At 67.6% G+C, this 20,055-nt stretch carries 18 protein-coding genes and 1 pseudogene; 6 read left to right on the forward strand and 13 right to left on the reverse strand.

Annotated features, from left to right (window positions below):
- Positions 1–6 precede the first annotated feature (6 nt).
- The 10 genes from ACZ5PO_RS21950 to ACZ5PO_RS21995 all read right to left on the reverse strand — a co-directional run bounded on the left by ACZ5PO_RS21950 (position 7) and on the right by ACZ5PO_RS21995 (position 11,478).
- On the reverse strand, positions 7–2,073 hold the full coding sequence (locus ACZ5PO_RS21950; RefSeq protein ID WP_464183885.1) for a prolyl oligopeptidase family serine peptidase: 2,067 nt from the start codon (positions 2,071–2,073) through the stop codon (positions 7–9).
- Positions 2,074–2,120: 47 nt separating this feature from the next.
- Positions 2,121–2,792, reverse strand: a complete 672-nt coding sequence (locus ACZ5PO_RS21955) for a helix-turn-helix domain-containing protein (RefSeq protein WP_464183887.1) — start codon at positions 2,790–2,792, stop codon at positions 2,121–2,123.
- A gap of 144 nt (positions 2,793–2,936) precedes the next feature.
- Entirely contained in the window at positions 2,937–3,347 is a 411-nt protein-coding gene (locus ACZ5PO_RS21960; protein ID WP_464183888.1) for a DUF805 domain-containing protein, read from the reverse strand.
- A 2-nt stretch (positions 3,348–3,349) separates the two neighbouring features.
- Positions 3,350–4,330 (reverse strand): hypothetical protein, encoded by a 981-nt coding sequence (locus ACZ5PO_RS21965; RefSeq protein WP_464183889.1) that lies wholly within the window; start codon positions 4,328–4,330, stop codon positions 3,350–3,352.
- A 24-nt stretch (positions 4,331–4,354) separates the two neighbouring features.
- The gene (locus tag ACZ5PO_RS21970; RefSeq protein WP_464183892.1) at positions 4,355–6,055 is read right to left on the reverse strand and encodes an Hsp70 family protein; all 1,701 of its coding nucleotides are present in this window, start codon (positions 6,053–6,055) and stop codon (positions 4,355–4,357) included.
- Between the two features lie 292 nt (positions 6,056–6,347).
- Complete coding sequence (locus ACZ5PO_RS21975; RefSeq protein ID WP_464183893.1) at positions 6,348–7,070, reverse strand: DUF6064 family protein; 723 nt, start codon at positions 7,068–7,070, stop codon at positions 6,348–6,350.
- A complete protein-coding gene (locus ACZ5PO_RS21980; RefSeq protein WP_464183895.1) occupies positions 7,071–7,985 on the reverse strand; it encodes an aldo/keto reductase in 915 nt (304 codons plus the stop codon). It abuts the gene before it with no gap.
- A gap of 251 nt (positions 7,986–8,236) precedes the next feature.
- Complete coding sequence (locus tag ACZ5PO_RS21985; RefSeq protein WP_464183896.1) at positions 8,237–9,196, reverse strand: substrate-binding domain-containing protein; 960 nt, start codon at positions 9,194–9,196, stop codon at positions 8,237–8,239.
- Between the two features lie 126 nt (positions 9,197–9,322).
- Positions 9,323–10,348: an aldo/keto reductase gene (locus tag ACZ5PO_RS21990; protein ID WP_464183898.1), complete on the reverse strand. Its 1,026-nt coding sequence runs from the start codon at positions 10,346–10,348 to the stop codon at positions 9,323–9,325.
- Positions 10,349–10,386: 38 nt separating this feature from the next.
- Positions 10,387–11,478 (reverse strand): LLM class flavin-dependent oxidoreductase, encoded by a 1,092-nt coding sequence (locus tag ACZ5PO_RS21995; protein ID WP_464183900.1) that lies wholly within the window; start codon positions 11,476–11,478, stop codon positions 10,387–10,389.
- 390 nt (positions 11,479–11,868) lie between these two features.
- Between ACZ5PO_RS21995 and ACZ5PO_RS22000 the strand changes: the two are divergent.
- Positions 11,869–13,080, forward strand: a pseudogene (locus ACZ5PO_RS22000) (sugar ABC transporter ATP-binding protein); the annotation flags it as partial.
- A gap of 295 nt (positions 13,081–13,375) precedes the next feature.
- Positions 13,376–14,365 (forward strand): ABC transporter permease, encoded by a 990-nt coding sequence (locus ACZ5PO_RS22005; RefSeq protein ID WP_464183902.1) that lies wholly within the window; start codon positions 13,376–13,378, stop codon positions 14,363–14,365.
- A gap of 84 nt (positions 14,366–14,449) precedes the next feature.
- Here the strand turns inward: ACZ5PO_RS22005 and ACZ5PO_RS22010 are convergent, their stop codons facing one another.
- Complete coding sequence (locus ACZ5PO_RS22010; protein ID WP_464183903.1) at positions 14,450–16,282, reverse strand: sigma-54-dependent Fis family transcriptional regulator; 1,833 nt, start codon at positions 16,280–16,282, stop codon at positions 14,450–14,452.
- 251 nt (positions 16,283–16,533) lie between these two features.
- Positions 16,534–17,073: a flavin reductase family protein gene (locus tag ACZ5PO_RS22015; RefSeq protein WP_464183904.1), complete on the reverse strand. Its 540-nt coding sequence runs from the start codon at positions 17,071–17,073 to the stop codon at positions 16,534–16,536.
- 409 nt (positions 17,074–17,482) lie between these two features.
- Between ACZ5PO_RS22015 and ACZ5PO_RS22020 the strand changes: the two genes are divergently transcribed.
- A complete protein-coding gene (locus ACZ5PO_RS22020) occupies positions 17,483–17,911 on the forward strand; it encodes a hypothetical protein (RefSeq protein WP_464183905.1) in 429 nt (142 codons plus the stop codon).
- Between the two features lie 62 nt (positions 17,912–17,973).
- Here the strand turns inward: ACZ5PO_RS22020 and ACZ5PO_RS22025 are convergent, their stop codons facing one another.
- Positions 17,974–18,456, reverse strand: a complete 483-nt coding sequence (locus ACZ5PO_RS22025; protein ID WP_464183906.1) for a hypothetical protein — start codon at positions 18,454–18,456, stop codon at positions 17,974–17,976.
- 30 nt (positions 18,457–18,486) lie between these two features.
- Between ACZ5PO_RS22025 and ACZ5PO_RS22030 the strand changes: the two genes are divergently transcribed.
- Genes ACZ5PO_RS22030 through ACZ5PO_RS22040 form a run of 3 tightly spaced genes read left to right on the forward strand, consistent with a single transcriptional unit; the run spans position 18,487 to position 20,014 of the window.
- Complete coding sequence (locus ACZ5PO_RS22030; RefSeq protein WP_464183908.1) at positions 18,487–19,020, forward strand: DUF1801 domain-containing protein; 534 nt, start codon at positions 18,487–18,489, stop codon at positions 19,018–19,020.
- A gap of 53 nt (positions 19,021–19,073) precedes the next feature.
- Positions 19,074–19,601 (forward strand): helix-turn-helix transcriptional regulator, encoded by a 528-nt coding sequence (locus ACZ5PO_RS22035; RefSeq protein ID WP_464183909.1) that lies wholly within the window; start codon positions 19,074–19,076, stop codon positions 19,599–19,601.
- Positions 19,598–20,014, forward strand: a complete 417-nt coding sequence (locus ACZ5PO_RS22040) for a VOC family protein (protein WP_464183911.1) — start codon at positions 19,598–19,600, stop codon at positions 20,012–20,014. Before ACZ5PO_RS22035 ends, ACZ5PO_RS22040 begins: the two co-directional genes overlap by 4 nt.
- Positions 20,015–20,055 lie beyond the last annotated feature (41 nt).

Raw genomic sequence — 20,055 nt, forward strand, 5'->3', positions numbered from 1 at the left:
GGCCAGTCAGCCGACCGCATTGACCTCCAGGCCCGTCCAGTGGGCGGCGAAGGTCCACAGGTCCGTCACCTCGGCGATCACCTTGTCGGTGGGCTTGCCCGCACCGTGGCCGGCGCGGGTGTCGATGCGGACGAGGTGCGGCCTGGGCCCGAGCTCTGCGGCCTGGATGGCGGCGATGTACTTGAACGTGTGCGCCGGAACGACGCGGTCGTCCGTGTCGGCGGTCGTGGCCAGGATGGCGGGGTAGTCCTGGCCCGGCTTGATGGTGTGATAAGGCGAATAGGCGAGCAGGTTGCGGAAGTCGGCTTCCCGGGCCGGGTCGCCGAATTCGGCCGTCCAGAAGCTCCCGCCGGTGAAGCGGTCGAAGCGCAGCATGTCCATCACGCCGACGCCGGGGAGCGCCGCGGCGAAGAGATCGGGCCGCTGGTTGACCACGGCGCCGACCAGGAGCCCGCCGTTGGACTCGCCCTGGATCGCCAGCCCGTCGGCTGTGGTGATGCCTTCGGCCTTGAGGAATTCGCTCGCGGCGATGAAGTCGCCGAAGACGGTCTGTTTGTTGAGCAGGTTGCCGGCTTCGTGCCACGCCCGCCCGTATTCGCCGCCGCCGCGGATGTTGGCGACGGCGAGCACGCCGCCCTGCTCGATCCAGGCGACCTGCGCGGGCGAATAGGCGGGGTAGATGCTGATGGAGAAGCCGCCGTAGCCGTAGAGCACCGTCGGCGCGGGGCCGGTCACGTCCCGCCGCCGGACGATGAACATCGGCACCTGGGTTCCGTCCTTGGAGGCATAGAAGCGCTGCTCGACGACGAGATTGTCCAGGTCGGCATCGACGCGCGGCGCGGCCCAAACGGTCGTCTCGCCGGCGGCCAGGTCGTAGCGATAGACGGTGGTCGGCGCGTTGAAGCTGGTGAAGACGTAGAACATCTCCCGATCGTCCGCGGCGCCGCACAGGCCGCCGGCGGTGCCGATGCCGGGCAGCTCCATCGCGCCGGCCGGCGTGCCGTCGAGCCGGAAGCGGCGCAGCTCGGTCCTGGCGTCGATGAGATAGGCCACGACCAGCTCTCCGCCGAGGAGCTTGCCGCCGTGGAGGACGCCCGCCTGCTCCCCGACCACGTCGGTGAAGGCCGGCGTGTCGCCGGCCAGATCGAGCGCCACGATCTTGCCGCGGCCGGCGTCACGGTTGGTGGACAGGAAGAAGGTGTCGTTGGCGCGGCCCAACAGGCCCCATTGATTGTCGAGATTGTCGACGACGGTGCGCGGCGCCCAGTCCTGGCTGGCGAGATCCACGAGGGTCAGCGCATTCTGCGGCGAGCCCGAGGTCGAGTAGATCACCGCGTAGCGCCCATCGTCGGTGATCTCGACGACGTGCAGCAGTCCGGGCTGCTCCGGCGTGGCATGGACGAGGCGGTCCTGCGCCTGCGCCGTGCCCAGCGCGTGGAAATAGACCGCGTGGCCGGAAATGCCGACGCTCGCTGCGGCGCCCGTCTCGCGCGCGGGAAAGCGTGAATAGAAGAAGCCGGAGCCGTCCTTGGCCCAGGCCAGGCCGGTGAACCGCGCCCAGTCCACCCGGTCCTCGCGCACCCGGCCGGTGTCGACGTCGAGAACGCGGATCATGCGCCAGTCGCTGCCGCCTTCCTGCACCGCATAGGCGACGTGGGTGCCATCCTCGGAGGCCGACCATTCGGCGAGTGCCGTGGCGCCGTCCGCCGACCACGTGTTGGGATCGATCAGCACGCGATCCTCCCCGTCCACCCCCTCGCGCACATAGAGGATCGGCTGGTTCTTCAGGCCGGGGTTACGGGTGTGGAAGTAGCGCCTGCCCCGCTTGTGCGGAGAGGTGACCTGCGCGTGGTCGAAGAGCGCGGTCAGGCGCGTGCGAAAGACCTCCCGTCCGGGCAGGGTGGCGAGGTAGTTCTCGGTGGCGGCGGCTTGCGTATCGACCCAGCCGGCGACGTCCGCGTCCCGGCCCGCGTCGGCCTCGAGCCACCGATAAGGGTCGGCGATCGCCTCGCCGAAATGCGCCTCCACCACGGCGTCGCGGCGGGTGTCCGGGTAGGTGATCTGGTCGGGCATGGTCTCTCCGGAGTCGGTCGGGGGCAAGCGAAGCGGGGGCGGAACGGTCATTCGCCGGGCGCGCCGTCGGCACTGCGGGGCTTGGCGCTGCGGAGCTTGGCGCCGAAGACCGTCGGCACCACGGGATCGCAGAACGGCAACGGGCTCGCCGCCCGGATCGCCCGCGCCAGCCGCTCCACGACCTCCGCCGTGGTGAAGGTCTGGCCATGCCGGATGGCGGCCATGCTGATGGTCTCGTCGATCACCCGGATGGCGGCGGCGACCGTGGCGGCGCAGAGCCGGACCTCGAAGTCGTTGGCCGAGCGGTCGAGGCGGTCGCCGATGATGCCGATCAGGTCCTGCTCGCCCTGGTGGCAGGCCATCAGCCAGGCCGTGCGCAGGGCCGGCTCCTGCGGGAGGAGCGCCAGCAACTGCACGATGAGAAGGCCGTCGGCGATGTCCTGCGGCGTCTGCCGGTCGAGCGCGAAGCACACGCCGAGATGGGCCTCGATCGACGTGTCGCGGGTCCATTCGCGTAGCTGTTCGCTGAACCGCAGCGCCGAGCGCGAGAACAGCGGCTCGACGCAGCTCTCCTTGGAACGGAAGTAGCGCCAGACCGTCCGCGTCGAGACGCCGGCGGCGGCGGCGATGTCGTCGCCGCTCGTCCCGGCCAGGCCGCGTTCGATGAACAGCTTCGCCGCATGCCGGGACATGCTGAGGCGCGCTTCGTCTCGGTCCATGATACTCCAGGCATGATCTGTCACTTAGAGACATAATATATGTCACTAAGTGACAGCCTACTAGCCCGCAAATGCGAGTGTGGCCGCGGCGCCGCGCGGGGCTCGCTCAAGAGCCGACGGAGCGAGCTTATCGCCCCCGCGCCATCACTCGGTCCGTGGCCGCGGATTAGGCCCGAATATATTGTCGTGCTCGTCCCCGTTCAGCGCCAGGAGAACCGCCAGAACGAGCAGCCCGACATAGGGGATGGCGACGACGCAGAAGGCGGTCCAGCCGCGGCCGGTGTCATGCAGGCGCCGCAGGCAGACTGAGATCACCTGCGCGACGATCAGCACGATGAGCGCCGTGAGCAGCACCGGCAGGAGCGGCGACTTGACGGCCATGACCAGGGGGATGAGCACGGCGGTTGCGAGGGCGCAGGCGGCGAGGCTGGCGAGCAACTCGCGGCGCGTCGCCCGGCCGGCGAAATCGGGCTTGTGCGCCAGGAGCGCCCGCAGCAGCAGAACGGGCACGCTGTTGCGGAGCTGGCGATCGGAGGGCGTCGTCGGGTCCGCCATGCTCACCTCGCCAGGCCGAGCGCCAGGTGGATCGCACAGAGGGCGATCCAGCCGGCGACGAGATAGCCGTGCCAGCTGATGGAGGTCGACCGCTTCGCCACCTGCTCGGCCCGCGTGCCGAGCTTGGCGTCCCATAGCGCCACGTGGCGCGCGTCGAGCGTGGCGAGGACATCCGGATGGCGCGCCCTGAGGTTGGCGAGCAGCTGGGCAACCTGCGGCGCATCCCCGAGCCAGGCGCGCAGGCCGATCCGCTCGGGAGCGGCGGCTTGCAGCAGGCGGAAGGCCGCGTGCCAGCGGTGCTCCGGCTCGCTCAACTGGTGGATGACGGCGAGATCCTCGGCACGCCGCGCCAGGCGCATGATCAGCGGCCGCGCATGGATCGCCTGGCTCTCGGCGGCCCAATGGAAGCGGTCGGCCACCAGGGGCAGGATGGCGTCCGATCGCGGGGCCGAGTGAAAGATGGCTTCGGCCAGCCGCGCCTCGGTCCTGGCGCTGAGATCGATGGCGTCCATGCCGGGATGATCGAGCAGGGCGCGTAGCGCCTCCGACAGCGCGGCGTCGTCATGGGGCGCCGGCTCCTCGCGGAACAGCAGCCGCGCGAGCCTGGCGAAGCGCGCCTCGTGATCCTCGACCGGCGTCGGCACCGCGATCGGAGCGGGCCGTGGGGCGGGGGCCGGCGCCCGAGGAATGGCCTCGGCCGCCGGCGGCGAGGGCTGCACCGCCGGCGGGACCGGCTCTGCGGCCTGGTTCAGCCAGCGCTCGGCGATCTCGTCCGTGGCCGGCGGCCCCGGATCGAGCGTCGGCTCGAACGGTTCCGGCTGCGCGCTTGCGTGGCGCAGCGCCTGATTCAGGGCGTTACGCAGGGCCATGAAGCCCTGGGGATCGGCGTCGACGTCCAGCGCCTTCAGCTTGCGTGCGTAGGCGCGGCGGATCGCCGTCGTGTCGCCCGTCGGCTCCAGGCCGAGGACGGCCCAAGTGTTCATAGGAAGCGGCTCATAGGAGGCAGCTCACAGGAAGCGCTCGCCTTCCAGCGCGTTCAGCCGTTCTTCCACCTCGCGGCGCACATGCGCGATCTCGCGCGGGTCCTGGCGTTCCAGCACCGCCTCGAAGGCGAGGATCAGCTGGCCGATATGGTCGCGCCGCTCGCCGAGGAAGAACTCGTAGCAGCGCGCGGCCCGGGCCAGCACCGCGGCATTGGCCGCATCGTCGCGCGGGTGCACCTTGAGCGCGGCCAGCGCCGCGCGCCGGGCGGCGAGCTCGGCGCTGTCAGGCGCATCCGCATCGTCATGGATGACGAGCTGCCTGGTCATGCCGGTCTCCGGCACGGTGACGTCGACCTCGAGCAGGCCGCTGGTGTCGTAGCTGAAGCGGCAGTCGACGCGGATGGCGCCGGCCGGGCGCGGCGGCACCGGCACGGAGACGGTGCCGAGCTTGACGTTGGCGGCCACGTTGCGCGCCTCGCCCTGGTAGATGCCGAACTGCACCTCTCTCTGGTTGTCGTGCACGGTCGAGAAGGCGTGGATACGGCTTGCCGGGATCACCGTGTTGCGCTCGATGATCGGGGCGAAGACGCCGTGGTGCATGCGGCCGCCGCGGTCGAGCTCGATGGTGTCGACGCCCAGGGTGAAGGGGCAGACGTCGGTGAGCCGGATCTCGTTCAGCGCCGCGTCGCGGGCGCGCAGTCCGGCCTGCACGGCGGCCCCCAGCGCCACCGCATGATCCGGATGCACGGAGGTGTCGGGAAAGCGGCCGAACATGCGGGTGACGGCACGGCGCACCAGCGGCATGCGGGTGGCACCGCCGACCAGAACGATCTCGCTCAACGTCTCGGAGACGATGCCGCTGTCGCGCAGCGAGCGCAGCACCGGATCCCGCAAACGCGCGATCAGCGGCGCTGCCGCGGCCTCGAAGTCGGCGGCAGTGACGGCGGTCTCGTAGGGTTGTCCCTCCCAGACGAAGGCGAAGGGCGCCGGGTCGGCCGCGGTCAGGGCGCGGCGGCAGCGCTCGGCCGCCGCCCGCGCCAGCTCGCGCAGACGGCTGTCGTGGACCACGCCGGCCAGCGCGGGGAAGCGTGCCAGCGCCAGGTCGGCCAGCACGTCGTTGAAATCCTCGCCGCCCAGCCGGTTGTCGCCCGCCGAGGCGCGCACCTCGATGATGCCCTCGAAGATCTCGACGATGGAGACGTCGAAGGTGCCGCCGCCGAGATCGAAGACGAGAAAGGGGTTCTTGTCCTCCTTGTCGTGGATGCCGTGAGCGAGAGCTGCCGCCGTCGGCTCGTTGAGCAGCCGTTCCACCTTGAGGCCCGCGATCTCGCCGGCGCGCCGCGTCGCCTTGCGCTGGCGGTCGTTGAAATAGGCCGGCACGGTGATCACGGCGGAGTCCACCGCCTCTCCGAGCCAGGCCTCCGCATCCGCCTTGAGCGCTCGCAGCACCAGCGCCGACAGGTCTTCCGCAGAATAGCCGTCGCGGCCGAGCGAGAGCTTCTGCTGCGTGCCCATCAGGCGCTTGAAGGCGGTCGCCGTGAGCTCCGGATGTGTGGCGCGCCGCTCGCGCGCCGCCATGCCGACCAGAATGGAGCCGCTATCGGAGAGGCCGACGGCGGATGGGGTCAGAACATCGCCGATGCTGTTGGGGATGAGAACCGCCTGTCCATCCCGCCAGACGGCCACGGCGCTGTTGGTCGTGCCTAAGTCGATGCCGACGATCATGATCTCTCCCTGGCAGCCGCGAGCCTGGAGCGCCTCGCGAACAGGCGGGCGCAGCCGATCGCGGCGACGCGCGCCAGACCAAATGACCTAGATGCATCTCTAGCCGATCCGACCGGATGAGCCCACCCGATGCTCACGCAAGGCGCGATGCCATCCGTCTGAGCAGGCGGAGCGTGACGCAGCCCGCTGCCTCGCGCGGATCGCCCCGCATCTCGGGCTCTGCCGGGGCGGGGGCGCGCAGGGGAAGTTCGGGGCATTCCCGTGGCGCACGCGCCGTCGTAGGGCCGGGGCGTCAGCGGCGTGTTCGTGGCTCCTGCGACACCGGTCCGCCGATTGTCGGCGCCGAACTGCTTCGCCGGATGATCCGCCGCAGCACCAGGAGCACCACGGCCGTTCCCGCCGCCGCGAATGGCACAAGCGCCTGTGCCTCGCCCATGGTGCGCAGGGTGAGGCCGCTCGCCAGCAGCCACAGCAGGGGGATCGGAACCAGCAGCGGTATCCACCGACCGCCGGCCGCGATGAGGAGGCCGAGCGTAGCGACGGCGGTGGGGTCGGGGGCAATGCCGAAGACGTCCGCGCTGGCCCAGGGCCGTCCGACGAGCGGCGGCAGCAGCGGGTAGACGACGAGGCCGGCCGCTGCCAGCAGCAGGCCGAGCCGGCCGGCGACGTCGCGCCGGTCGACGGCGAGGCCGCCTGCGGCGCCGGCGGCGGCCAGCAGCAGCGCCTCGAGGCCGAAGGCGGGCGCGACGTAGGCGATCGCCCAGTTGATCCCCGCATAGCGGTGCCACAGGAACGACCAGCCGATGAAGGCCCAGAGCGCGGCGAGACCGCCCCCGATCCAAGCCCCATGGCCCGGCGGCCGGCGGAGCACGAGGACGGCGATGGCCAGGCCGGCGGCGAGAGCCGCGAGCTGCAGCGGCCAGAGTGCGGCGTTGTGCAGCTCGACCATGCGCCAGTAGACGCGCGGCGAGAACAGCAAAAAGCTCTCCAGCCGATAGGTCCACCACTCCGACATTCAGAGGGCCCGCACCTGCGCCGCCATCCGTTCGCGCAGGGCGGCATCCGGCAGGGGATCGGCTGCGGCCGCCAGGTTCTCGCGCACGTGCTCGACGCGGCTGGTCGCCGGGATGGCGACGGTGACCGCCGGATGGGCGAGGATGAACTTCAGCAGGGCTTGCGCCCAGGTGGCGGCGCCGATGTCCGCCGCCCAGCCCGGCAGCGGCTGGCCGGCGAGCCTGCGGGTGAGCGCGCCCTGGCGGAAGGGGCGGTTGACGATGACGGCGATGCCGCGCTCGGCCGCCAGCGGCAACAACCGCTGCTCCGCCTCGCGGTCGATGACGTTGTAGGTGAATTGCACGAAGTCCAGCGGCTGGCGGCGCATGATCTCCTCGACCAGGTCGTGCCGCCGCCCCTCCGATGTGGTGATGCCCACGTAGCGCAGCCGCCCCTCCGCCTTCATGGCGAACAGCATCGGCAGATGCGCCTCCCAGGCGAGCAGGTTGTGGACCTGCACGAGGTCGAAGCGGTCGACGCCCCAGAAGCGCCGTGAGCGCTCGATCTGCCGCGGTCCGTCGGCGGCCGAGGCCGTCCACACCTTCTCGGCCGAGAACAGGGCGTCCGGCCGGCCAAGCTTGGCGAGCCCGTAGCCGATCACCGGCTGCGAGGAGCCGTACATGGGCGAGGAATCGATCAGGCGTCCGCCGGCCTGGAAGAAGCCTGCCATCACGCCCGCGCATTCGTCGCGCAGGGCGGCATCGTCGCCGACGTTGAAGGTGATCCAGGTGCCGAGCCCGACGGCCGGGATCCGCTCGCCCGAGGATGGGATCGTGCGGGTCATCGGCGCGGGCGTCGCAGCCGAGGCCTTGGCCGGCACGGCGAAGGCCGCGCCGCAGGCTGCGGCCGCCTGCATGAACGTCCTGCGGGTGATCATGGGTCGGTCATCCCTTGCGCGCCGGCTCCCGCCGTGGGGGCCCGACGAGCGGTCCCTGTCGGGCGCGCCGCCGGCGGATCGCCATCCTAGCTGCGGATTGTGCGATTTCGAGGCGCAGGGGTCGAGGGCGAGGCTGACGACGCCCGGTCCGGCCGAGGGAACCGGGCGTGCCCTGCGCCGCCGTCGACCGGAGATGGTGTCAGGCGTGCTTGTCAGCCTCTCCTCGCGCCCGCAGGGCAATGACCGTCCGGCTATTTGAAGTCCTTGACCGTATCCCGATTCACCGGGAACCATGGGACGTCGTAGCGGTGAGCGGTTCCCTTCGCCCAGTCCATCTTCTTCCAGATGTCGGACTTCGGCTCGTAGGCCTCGCCGACGATCGCGCGCAAGGCGAGGTCCATGGCGCCCTGTCCTTCGAAGTGCGCGGACTTGTAAAGCGTGTAGAGATTGCGGTCTTCGACGGCTCGAAGCGCGTCCGGAATGCCGTCGATCGACACCACCTTCACCTTCTCGAAATCCAGTCCTTTCGCCCTGACCGCCTCCATCGCGCCGAGCGCCATCTCGTCATTCTCGGCGATCACCCCGTTGATGGCGTCGCCGTAGAGCGAGAGCCAGTTCTCCATGACCGACAGGCCCTCGGCGCGAGACCAGTTGGCGGACTTCGAGGCCAGAACCTTGATGCCGGGATGCTTGGCCAGGGCCCCGTCGATGCCCTTCCGGCGCAGGAGCTGCGGCGAGTTGCCGATCGGGCCTTCGATGATGACCACGTTGCCCTTGCCGCCCAGCCGCTTCGCCAACTCCTCGGTGATCATGCTGCCACCTTCGACGTCGTTGGTGGCAATATGGGCAAAGTATTTGTCTCCCGCCGCGCCGGTGACCGATGTCACGACGGGAATTCCGGCTGCCGCGGCCCGCTCGACCGGCGCGCGGGCGGCGTCGAAATCCATCGGCGCGAAGATCACCGCGTCGAACTTCTGGGTGATCACGGTATCCATCTGGTTGCTCTGGACCGCGGCGTCGAACCGCCCGTCGAGGATCGTCATCTTGACGGTTCCGTCGGCGACGGACGGGTGCTTCTTCATTTCCTTCGTCCAGGACGACATGTACTCCGGCAGCCCGAACGGCATGACGGCGATGTTGTACTTGTCGGCCGCAAGCGCTGCGCCGGCTGTCGCGAGCGTTGCAAAGGCAGCAATCAGCATTCGTCTCATGATTTCCTCCCTTGAAGCATTTTTGGACGTGGTGAAACGGTCCGTTTCGCTCTTTGGCGAACGGGCGCGGTGCAGCCGCGGGCGATGCGCACCGGCGCGCGGACGACGCGTCGGCGCGCCCGGATCTCACGGTACGGGGGCGTTCTCCGGAAGGAGCTTCTGCGACCGCAGCTCCTCCCAGAAAGCGGCGGGGATCGGCTGCGTCATGGCCGTGGTGTTCTGCTTCACCTCCTCGACGCTCTTGCATCCTTGCAGGATGCAGGCGACGGCGGGGTGAGCCGCGACGAACTGAATGGCGGCGTGCGGCAGGGCGACGCCATGGCGCTGGCACACGGCCTCGATCTTCTCGACGCGAGAGACGATCTCCGGCGGCGCCGCCATATAGTCGAAGGTTTTCGTCGTTCCCTTGGAACCTCCACCGAGAATGCCGGAATTGAAGACGCCGGCGGCGATGATCGCGATCCCGCGCTGCTGCAGGAAGGGGAAGAACGCGTCGAGCGCCATGTGGTTGAGCAGCGAATAGCGGCCCGCGGGAAGGCAGCAGTCGATGTCGAACTCGGCGGCCATGCGCATCACCGCTTCGATTTCGTTGACCCCGATGCTGATGGCCTTGGCTCCGCCCGCAGCCCGCAGTTCGTCCAGCGCGCGGTACCCGCCGTCTGCCAGCTGCCGCCAATGGAATTCGGCGTTGTCTGCGTGCGTCAGGCTGCCGATGTCGTGGACATGCAGGATGTCGAACCAGTCCAGGCCGAAACGCTGCTGGCTGTCCTCGAAGGATCGCATGATGCCATCGTAGGAATAGTCGTAGTGCTCCTCGAAGGGCAATGCGCCGACCCAGGTGATCCCGAACAGCTTGCCGCTGTCGTCGTTCGTCCTGGAGGCGGGCTTCAGCAGGCGCCCGACCTTCGTGGACAGAGCGACTTTGTCGCGCAGATCCTTGGTCCGCAGGACGTGTCCCAGGAAATGCTCGGCGCGCCCCATGCCGTACATCGGGGCGGTGTCGAAGTAGCGGATGCCGGCTGCATAAGCGGCCAGAACCACGGCTTCGAAGGTCTCGTAGTCGGTGCCATGACCGAAGCCGGCGATGGGCACGGTGCCGAGCCCCAGCTGCGACAGTCTGACTCCCGTCGCGCGAATTTCCTTCGATTCCATCATTGTCCTCCCTGGATGGGCAGCCAGCCTCGGTAAGGTCAGCCCTGGGCCTTGCGGACCGCCGGCGCGACGTCGTCCGCCAGCCGCTTCATGGAAATCCACTCGCGTTCCCGGTTGCTGCCCGATCCGTCCATGGAGGCCATCAGCAGCGTCCCGAAAGGACCCGACCGTTCACGCAGGCTCAGGAGCTTCTCGGTGACGGTCCGTGACGAACCGTAGAGCACCGCGGCCTTGATGAGGGCCTCGACGGTGACGTCGTCGTCCTTCATGTCGACGGGCTTCATCACGGCGGTGTAGTCGGCCCGCTTCAGCACCTCCCACAGATAGTTGAAGTAATAGAAGTTGGAGCCTTTCGGATCGAGCAGCCAGTCTTCCGCCTGCGCATCACTCTCGGCGATCAGCACATTGCGGGCGACGGCCCAGTCTTTGCCCGTCGGCTCGCGGTTGGCCGCCTTGCAGCCTTCGACATATTTCTCCCAATGGCTGATGACCGTGCTTTCGGGGGCGAAATTCGCGGTGATCGGGCGCCAGCCCATCTTGGCCGCGTGAGCGACCGACCCGCTGCCGGGCGACATCGACGACAGGGCGATGGGCGGGTGGGGACGCTGCAGCGGCTTCGACAAATAGCCGATGCCGAGCTCGGGAACGATATTGTCGGTCAACTTGATCGGCCAATACTTGCCCGGAATGTCATAGGGCGGGTCCTGAGCCCAGATCTTGAGAATGGTCGAGATCGATTCAGCCAGCCGCGCGTTGCGCACGTCGGCATCCAGATTGCCGAACAGCTCCATGTCGGAGGCCAGGCCTCCGGGGCCGATCCCGAACAGGAGGCGGCCCTCCGAAAGGTGATCGAACAGGGCAACCTCGCCGGCGACGATCACCGGGTGGTGGTTCGGAAGGGAGATGACGCCTGTGCCGAACTTGATCTTCCGCGTCCGGGGCAGGAGCGACGCCAGGAAGATGAGAGGGGACGTGACAGGCTCGGTGGAGGCCGACATGTGTTCGCCGACCCAGGCCTCGTGGAACCCGAGTTCGTCGGCATAGACGATCTTGTCCGCATTTTCCTTGAGCACGTCTCCAAGCGGCCGGGTGGCCGGATGCAGCGGCATCTGAAACAATCCGATGTCCATGTTTCCTCCTGAGGAACCCGTGTCCGCGCGGGCCGCGAGCGGCGCGCCATCCGCTTCGGTCGGAGCGAAAGTTCTCTCCCACGCTTGTCGTAGCCCCGGGGCGGCGCCGATCGGAACTGGACCAAATGCGGCACGACGGGCAGCACGCCTGTCTCACGCGAGACAGGCGTGCTGCCCGGTTTTCCCCGAGCGTGGCGGGGTGCCATGCGGCAGCGCCGATTCCTTCCGGTCCGTGTGCGTCAAATGAGACGGATGAACCGGGTGCCCATGTTGCACTTTGGGCAGGCCCGACGTGTGGGGAAACCACGTAGCATCGACCGTCAAGCCGCCATGCAGCGAAGACCTGCGTGCGGGAGCCCAGAACACGTAAAACGTGGGTGAACGGGAGTGATGACGCCCTTACTGGTGGACGCTTCGGCCGTCACCAAGTCGTTCGATGGTGTTCCGGCCCTGCGGAACGGCGCGTTGCAGCTTCGCGCGGGATCGGTTCACGCGCTCTGCGGCGGCAACGGCGCCGGCAAGTCGACGTTCCTGAGCATTCTCATGGGGCTGCTGCAGCGCGACGGCGGCACGATCAGGATCGACGGACGCGACACCCAGTTCGCGAGTCCGAGCGAGGCCCTCGCGGCGCGCATCGCGATCATCACGCAGGAGCTGGCGCCCGTCCCCGAGATGACGGTCGCGGAGAACATTTTTCTGGGGCGCGAGCCGCGGCATGCCGGCGTCATGGTCAACCGTCGAAAGATGGTGAACGACACCCGCAAGATACTCGCCGACATCGGCTTCGACATCGACCCGACGAAGCGGATGTCGGAGCTCGGTCTGGCGCAGGTGCAACTGGTCGAAATCAGCCGGGCCCTGTCTCTCGACGCCAGAATAGTCATCATGGACGAGCCGACATCCGCGATCGGCGAGCATGAGGCTCACATCCTGTTCGACGCCATACGCCGGCTGCAGGCGAAGGGCGTCGGCGTGATCTACGTCAGCCACAGGCTCGAGGAACTCTTCGAGATTGCCGATACCTACACCGTCTTCCGCGACGGCCAGTTCGTGGAGACGGGCCCGATGTCGTCGCTCGATCGGCCGCGCCTGATCGAGCTGATCGTCGGGCGTGAGCTGCATGAGCGAACGCAGGGCAGGCGGGCCTCGTCAGGCCAGACGCTGCTCGAGGTCGACAAGCTGAGCGTCCATGGCCGCGTCAGGGATGTCAGCCTTGCGGTCGGCGCCGGGGAGGTGGTCGGCCTCTATGGATTGATGGGGGCCGGGCGAAGCGAGTTCCTCAATGCAATCTACGGGATCGGGGCTCGAGACGGGGGTCAGGTCAGAATGGCCGACGTCGCGATTCCGCCGCGACGCCCTGACTTATCGATACGAAACCGGATCGCGATGGTGACGGAGGATCGGAAGCTGTCCGGCCTCGTGCTCCCCGCCAGCATCCGCCACAACGTCTCCCTGTCCATTCTCGATCGGCTGAGCCGGCTGGGGTTCGTCCTGTCCGGGAAAGAGCGGTCCCTCTCGAGCCGGCTCTCCGCCAAGCTGGGAATCAGGGCTGGCGCCGACACGTTGGCGGTTTCGGCCCTGTCCGGAGGCAACCAGCAGAAGGTGGTGATCGCACGCTGCCTCTCGTCGGAGCCGAAGCTCCTGATCTTCGACGAGCCCACCCGCGGCGTCGACGAGGGCGCCAAGCAGGACATCTACCAGATCATCGACGACTTCGCCGCCGGGGCGGGGCGGTGCTCATGGCCTCGTCGGAAGCGCTGGAGCTGCTCCAGGTGTGCGACCGCATCGCGCTCTTCAAGAAGGGCAGACTGGTCCGCATCGTGCCGCGCGAGGGCGCCAACCAGCAAACGCTTCTACACGACATTTCCTAAAAGCATCGTTGCCTGGGGAGGGCGCCATGAACAACCAGGGCCGGATCGAATCCGCCGTCCGAACCACGACCAGCGAGACTTTCCTCACCGCGCAGCAACTGTTTCGCCATCACGGCATCGTCGCGGCGTTCATTCTGATGGTTGTGGTCCTCGCCTTCCTGAATCCCTTCTTCATGACGTGGAACAACTGGGCCAACATCATTCGCCAGACCGCCATCAATGGAACGCTCGCCATCGGCGTAACCTTCGTCATCCTCGCCCGGGGGATCGATCTGTCCGTGGGGTCGATCGCTGCTCTTGCGGGCGCGGTTGCCGCGAGTTTCGTCGCCACGCCCGAGCCGGTCGGCACGGGGGGCGGCATCCTCGCCGGCGTCGCGGTCGGCGTCGTGCTGGGGCTTTTCAACGGAGCCTGCGTGGCCTTCATCAGGCTGCCGGCCTTCGTCGTGACGCTCGGCATGTTGTCGATCGCTAGGGGCATGGTCTACGTCTTCACCGACGGGCGTCCGATCTCGAACCTGGCGCCGGAATTCCTCTGGCTCGGCAGTGGATATCTGTTTGGAATCCCGGTGCCCATCGTGGTTCTTGCGCTCGTGTTCGCGGCGTGCTGGTTCGTTCTGCAATACACGGTCTACGGGCGGCACGTTTACGCCGTCGGCGGCAGCCCCCATGCCGCCGAGACGGGCGGCATAAGGGTGAACCGCGTCATCGTTTCGACCTATATGGTGTCGGGCCTTCTCGCGGCCGTCGGCGGCATCATCCTGACGGCCAGAACCACGGCCGCCTTGCCGCAGGCGGCCGTCGCATATGAGCTCGATGCGATCGCCGCGGTCGTGATCGGCGGCACGTCCCTGTCCGGCGGCAGAGGTACGCTCGTCGGCACGCTGATCGGCGCCCTGATCATCGGGACGATCAACAATGGCCTCGATCTGCTCGGCGTGAGCTCCTACTACCAGCAGATCGTCAAGGGCCTGATCATCATCGCCGCGGTGTCGCTCGACGTTTCACGCAATCGGTGAAACCGTGCGGGGGCAGGGGAGAGCCGGCGCCCATCTCCCGAGGCATGACGGCAACATCGCCTCCGTTGTCGTCGGATCTGCAAGTTATTGCGGGTCGGGAACCCGGACCTTCTTGATCTGTATCTTGCGGTAGAGCGTGGCGCGGGACACGCCGAGATACCGCGCCGTCTCGGAGACGTTGCCGGCGTTGTGCCGCAACGCCGCCTCGATCCGCGAAGCCTCGCGTTGCGAGCGTGCGCTCAGGTTCTTGCATGCAATCTGTTTGACGATCTGCTGCGGCAGATGATCGATGTGAACCAGGCTTCCCGCTGCCAGCACGGCCGCGTGACGGGCTGCCTGGCGCAATTCCCGCAGGTTCCCCGGCCAATGGTAGTTGAGCAGGATGAGCCGGGCGTCATCGTCGACCGTCAGGTTCTGCTTGCCCAGCGCAACCGCCTCGTTCGAGAACGCGTCCCGGATCAACGCCTCGACCGAGGGCAATGACCTCAGCGGGGGCAACTCGACAATGGCGCCGCTCAAGCGATGGTAAAGCTCGGGCCGGATGGCGCCGGTCCTCAGCAGCTCTTCAGGGTTGCCGGAGGCGAGGCTGATGAGGCCGATCGTCCGGTCCCTGAGCCAGCGGTCATCGGACAGAAGGCGCAGGAGGTGGCCCTGTTCGCTGACGGGCATCTCATCGACGCGATCGAGCACGAGGGTCGCGTCGTGCGCTTTCGACAGCCGCTCGGACAACTCGTACCACGGCACGCCGGGCATGCCGCAGTCGATCGTGATGGCCGCCTTGTCGGCCCCATAGCGACTCTGGTTCAGAAGCTGCACAAAGCTCGTCTTCCCGGTTCCGGTCTCGCCATGAACCAGCACGGGAATCTGGGCCGTCAGCATCTTGACGGCCAGATGTACATTCTCCTGCAGCCGCTTGTCGACGAGGAGGATCGGCGCTCCTTGCGGCGGAACGGGGCCCGCCGGGATGCTCCACGGCGGAGGCAAGCCGACAGCAACAGCATGTGATCGTTCCGACCGGACGCTTCTGGCCTCGGGCCAGTAGCGTGCATACAACTCGGTATGGCCGGTCGCCGTTTCGGCGCGCGTAACGTCGTGCGCCTCGAGTGGCTGCGCAAAACTCAATAGGGAGGACAGGCGGGACCCGGCCAGCTCCTCGCGGCTGCTCCTGAGCAAGCCTGGAGCCGATGACGAGAAATCGACGATCGTTCCACGCTCGTCGATGGCCACTCTGGCTTCCGCCGCGATATCCGCGAAATCACTGTCGGGCGAAAGGCATATCGTGCGCAGGCGCTTGTTGCGTCGCACAAAGTGGCGGTTCTCGATGCGCAGCGCGGCGCGCTTCACGACGCCGCAAACGACGTTGGCCGTGCGCTCGCTGACCGGCCTGGACGAGGTGACGTTGAGAACGAACTCGACGTGTCCTTCCGTCCCGAATATTGGCGCGACCGTGCACGTCAGTGTCTGTGCATGAGAATTGAAGTGCTGTTCGCCGATGATCGACAGGGCCCGCCCGGTCTTGATACAGGTGCCGATGCCGTTTGTACCCTGCATCTCCTCGCTCCAGTTCGACCCTGGCAGCACGCCGAAGGCTGTCATGTCGGCAAGGAAATGGTGGTCGCAGCGGAAGGCGAGATTGACGCCTTCGGCCGAGGCGACGGAAACCATGTACTCGTTGTCGACAAGCTGCTGGAACAGCCTATCCACTTCCGGCATAGCGACTTGGATCAGCTCTTCATGATAGGCCAATTTGCTCTGCAATTCATGGTAGCTGAGCATTTCCGACCGGCGAATGACGTCGGGAAGCAGGTTGTACGTCTCGAGGCATCGCCTCCACGACTCTTCCACCAGCGCCGGGAACGGTTGTAGATTGCCTGCGTCGACCGCGCGCCGACGCAGCTTTTCAACTTCGGACATCATCCATCGCACCTCCCTGATTGATGGACAGCCGCTTTCAAGCTTTCAAACAGTATGGAGCGTCCGCCCGCCCAAGGCAACGGAGCGGCGGGCGTGCCCGGTCATCGGTTGTTGCCGGATGTCCGTTCGTTGCCGGTCGCCTCGGGCCGTGAGCGGCGCGTGACGGGCGCGCCGCCATGCCGGGCCGAGACCCCATCCGCGCCCCCCTTCACCGGCCAGGACTGCGGCCCATCCACAACATTCCGCCCGACGGCTCATCCGACGCTTGGCTTGCGCTCGCTGGCCAGGCGAGCGGGCCCGCCGTTAACCCATATCAAGGGGGCCAGCAGCTCTATTGTATTGGATGTAAGGATGTTCTCGATCCGTCCAAAGAAGACGGTGTGCGTTCCGTAGTCGTGGCTTTCGTCAACGCTGCAGAACAGACTGGCTGTCGCCGTTTCCAGATAGGGCAGGCCGCGCGTGCCGACTCTCCATTCCCGCGGACTGAACCGCAGTGAGCGTTTGTCGCTCCGGCAAAACAGGTCGAGCATCTCCATCTGCCCCGCGTGTATCATGTTGAGGCAGAAGATGCCGGACCTCTTCAGGATGGGATGCGAACTGGCCGCGTGGTTGATCGCGACCATCATCGATGGCGGTTGCATGGACAGCGACGTCGCGCTCGTGACCGCCATGCCGTGAAAGCTGCCGTCGAGGTCACGCGTGGTGATCAGGGACACGCTGATGGCGGACGCCCGCATGCTTTGCCGCAGCTTCTCCGCAAAATCCTGGCAGGCATCGGACTCGAGGGATTGCATGCTCCGTTCCCTTGCTGGAGATGGCGACAGAGTGGCGGTCTGGGGCGACAAATTCTGTACGTTGTCGCTTTGCCCGGGGAGTGGCTCATTTGCGTCACCGTGACGGGCCACACCGGTCTCAGCGCGACAACGCGGATCGGACGACGCCAACGAGCTGCAGGTCCGGCCGCACGCCCGGATCGTGATCGACACCACATGACCTGAGGCCCACGCGAGCCTTCGCGGGGCGGGTCCGGTCGATCTCGTCATGAGGCGAAGCATGAGCGGTCAAATCAGGACGTTGCCTCCCCCGCCGGATGCCGGTAGCTGGAAACGTGGCTGCAAGACGGCAAACCTCAGACCGCAACGAAAACAGCGTTTCGCGGGTCCGGGGCAATCGACATCGTGCCGATTGCGCGGGGGTATGGGCATGCATCAGCTTTCTCAGTTCCGGTCCAACGTGCGTAGAATTGTTCTCGCCGCGTCCGCCACCGGCTTCGCGTTCGCCGGTCCGGCTGGCGCCACCGAGTGGACGGTCTGCGGCGACAAGGGCTCCGCCGTCGAGGTAAGGCTGCTTCTCGGGCAAGCCGAGACGCTGTCTGCGGTCGCCGCGACGCTTCGGTCCCGGTCGTCGACATACACCACCAATCCCATTTACGGAGAGGGCCGAGGCTTGAGGCTGCGCCAGCTGTCCGCAGATCGCTCCAGCCTCGGGATCGGTTTCGTCGAAGCAACCGGCGAAAGACTGGTTGGCGAGCTGCGCCTGCGCCGCGCGAAGAAGGGCAATGGGACCATCTATCGCGGCACGTTGCGTTTGATGGGGCAGGGCGCCTGGGCGGTGTCCTGTGATCCGGACTAGATCACGGGGATCGCCGTCGCGCCTGTCACCATGGCTTCGGCGCTCCCGTCCGCGAGGGCCGCTCAGCCGCCGATGCCGTGGTCGGGCGGGTGTCCGGTGATGGCTTCGTAGATCAAGATGCAGAATGACGCTTGAGGGCAGTGCGGCAGCGTTTCGCTCGGGACGGCGACCAGGATGAATGACGTGACGATCAGCAGCGCGTCGAGGGATGACAGCCTGATCCAGCCAGCGCCGCACCCGAAGGCGAGCGTGGCCAGAAGGATGTTCGCGATGATGGCTGCGGTGCGGTCGCAGGGTTCGGGAAGCCGCCCGGCTCGATAGCCGCATCGCGGTCGGGGATCGCCCAGCCGCCGCTGCGGCAGATCGTGCAGCGCGAACAGGACCTCGGCGTGCGGCTGATCGACCGCAGCCGCTGCATCGGCGAGGGTGCGTGCGGCCGCGCTGGCACGCGCAAAGTGACGGCCGTATCGCCGCAGAATTGCCAATTCGGGCGGGGAGAACCAGAATCCGCTGCCGGCATTTTGGCATTGCCGACAGGCGTGCATAAAGGAATGTTGCGATGCCCGAGCGAGCCGATGCTCGCCGATCTATGGGGGAGTCCAGTGGCCGACAAGGCGTCCATCCCGCCGGCGCGCGCCGCCAAGCCGGCGGCCACCAAGCCCGCAGCCGCCAAACTGAGCGCGGCGAAGGGCCCGGCGGCGGACGCCAAGCCCACCCTTCTCGCCGGCGGCAACCCTCAGATCGCGAAGGGCTACGGCGACGCCCCCGTGCAGGCCTACATCGCGGCCATGCCGGGCTGGAAGAGCGACGTGGGGCGCCGCCTCGACGCGCTCATCGTGCGCACCGTTCCCGGGGTGTGCAAGGCCGTGAAGTGGAACTCGCCGCTCTATGGCGTCGAGGGCCAGGGCTGGTTCCTCGGCGTGCATTGCCTCGCCAAGTACGTCAAGGTGGCTTTCTTCCAGGGCGCTTCGCTCAGTCCCGTGCCCCCCGGCGCGTCCAAGACCAAGGACACGCGCTACCTCGACATCCGCGAGGACGATGGGCTCGACGAAGCCCAGTTCGCCGCCTGGGTGACGCAGGCCAGCCAATTGCCGGGCGAACGGATGTGAACGGCACAGGGAGCGCGCACGGCGCGACCGGCTGCAGGGCTGCGAACCTTGAGATGGACACCCGATCGGTCCCCCCTGGGAGCAATGCGGGGCGGGGACGTACCGGCCAGGACCCTGCGCTGCTGCGCCGCCTGCTGCGCGCCAAGGACCGCATGGACGCCGCCTCGCACGAGGCGTGGCCGGTGCCGCGGCTGGCGCGCGTCAGCGGCGTCTCCGAGGCCCATTTCGCGCGCTCCTTCAAGGAGGCCTTCGGCGTGCCGCCACACCGCTACCTGCTCACGCGCCGGATCGAGCGGGCAGCGGCGCTGCTGCGCGACACCGAACTGTCGATCACCGAGATCGCCTTCCAGGCCGGTTGGAACAGCCTGGGCACCTTCGGGCGCACGTTCCGCGACATCACCGGCGAGAGCCCGGGCGAGCTCAGGGCGCGTGAGCAAGCGGCGTCCCACCAGCGCGGGCCGGTGCCGCCCTGCTTCCTCACCGCCGCCCATCGGCCTCACCTCATCATCGCAGTTTCGGAGAAGCGGCGGCAGGAGGCGGACGCTAGGGTCGGCGGACCTGAAGAGAGGGAGGTCCCATGAGCCAGGGTGTCGGGGTGGTCGGTCTGTACGTTCGCGATCAGGACGAAGCCCTTCAATTCTATGTCGAGAAGCTCGGCTTCCGCGTGCACACCGATGCGCGCAACGGCGATTACCGCTGGCTGACGGTGCAGCATCCGGAGCAGCCGTCGTTCCAACTCGGCCTGTTCACGCCGCAGGCGCCGATGCACGATGCGGCCACCGCCCAGACCCTGCGCGAGATCGTAGCGAAGGGGGCCATGCCGCCGCTGGTGCTCGTCGTCGACGATTGCCGTGGCGCCCATGAGCACATGCAGGCCCGCGGCGTGGAGTTCACGCAGGAGCCGGTGGAGCGCTACGGCAGCGTCGACGCCAGCTTCCGCGATCCCTCAGGCAACGGGTGGAAGCTGATCGAGGCGCGGCGAGCGCCGGGTTGAGGGCCGGCCGCCCTTGCCGAAGGCGGCGTCGCCGGGCTTGA

The sequence above is a fragment of the Chelatococcus sp. KU-N122 genome (genome assembly GCF_055391085.1).

Bases quoted from the DNA above. Each gene is read 5' to 3' on its own strand.
- ACZ5PO_RS21950 (WP_464183885.1), bottom strand. From the start codon at position 2,073: ATGCCCGACCAGATCACCTACCCGGACACCCGCCGCGACGCCGTGGTG.
- ACZ5PO_RS21955 (WP_464183887.1), bottom strand. From the start codon at position 2,792: ATGGACCGAGACGAAGCGCGCCTCAGCATGTCCCGGCATGCGGCGAAG.
- ACZ5PO_RS21960 (WP_464183888.1), bottom strand. From the start codon at position 3,347: ATGGCGGACCCGACGACGCCCTCCGATCGCCAGCTCCGCAACAGCGTG.
- ACZ5PO_RS21965 (WP_464183889.1), bottom strand. From the start codon at position 4,330: ATGAACACTTGGGCCGTCCTCGGCCTGGAGCCGACGGGCGACACGACG.
- ACZ5PO_RS21970 (WP_464183892.1), bottom strand. From the start codon at position 6,055: ATGATCGTCGGCATCGACTTAGGCACGACCAACAGCGCCGTGGCCGTC.
- ACZ5PO_RS21975 (WP_464183893.1), bottom strand. From the start codon at position 7,070: ATGTCGGAGTGGTGGACCTATCGGCTGGAGAGCTTTTTGCTGTTCTCG.
- ACZ5PO_RS21980 (WP_464183895.1), bottom strand. From the start codon at position 7,985: ATGATCACCCGCAGGACGTTCATGCAGGCGGCCGCAGCCTGCGGCGCG.
- ACZ5PO_RS21985 (WP_464183896.1), bottom strand. From the start codon at position 9,196: ATGAGACGAATGCTGATTGCTGCCTTTGCAACGCTCGCGACAGCCGGC.
- ACZ5PO_RS21990 (WP_464183898.1), bottom strand. From the start codon at position 10,348: ATGGAATCGAAGGAAATTCGCGCGACGGGAGTCAGACTGTCGCAGCTG.
- ACZ5PO_RS21995 (WP_464183900.1), bottom strand. From the start codon at position 11,478: ATGGACATCGGATTGTTTCAGATGCCGCTGCATCCGGCCACCCGGCCG.
- ACZ5PO_RS22005 (WP_464183902.1), top strand. From the start codon at position 13,376: ATGAACAACCAGGGCCGGATCGAATCCGCCGTCCGAACCACGACCAGC.
- ACZ5PO_RS22010 (WP_464183903.1), bottom strand. From the start codon at position 16,282: ATGATGTCCGAAGTTGAAAAGCTGCGTCGGCGCGCGGTCGACGCAGGC.
- ACZ5PO_RS22015 (WP_464183904.1), bottom strand. From the start codon at position 17,073: ATGCAATCCCTCGAGTCCGATGCCTGCCAGGATTTTGCGGAGAAGCTG.
- ACZ5PO_RS22020 (WP_464183905.1), top strand. From the start codon at position 17,483: ATGCATCAGCTTTCTCAGTTCCGGTCCAACGTGCGTAGAATTGTTCTC.
- ACZ5PO_RS22025 (WP_464183906.1), bottom strand. From the start codon at position 18,456: ATGCACGCCTGTCGGCAATGCCAAAATGCCGGCAGCGGATTCTGGTTC.
- ACZ5PO_RS22030 (WP_464183908.1), top strand. From the start codon at position 18,487: ATGCTCGCCGATCTATGGGGGAGTCCAGTGGCCGACAAGGCGTCCATC.
- ACZ5PO_RS22035 (WP_464183909.1), top strand. From the start codon at position 19,074: ATGGACACCCGATCGGTCCCCCCTGGGAGCAATGCGGGGCGGGGACGT.
- ACZ5PO_RS22040 (WP_464183911.1), top strand. From the start codon at position 19,598: ATGAGCCAGGGTGTCGGGGTGGTCGGTCTGTACGTTCGCGATCAGGAC.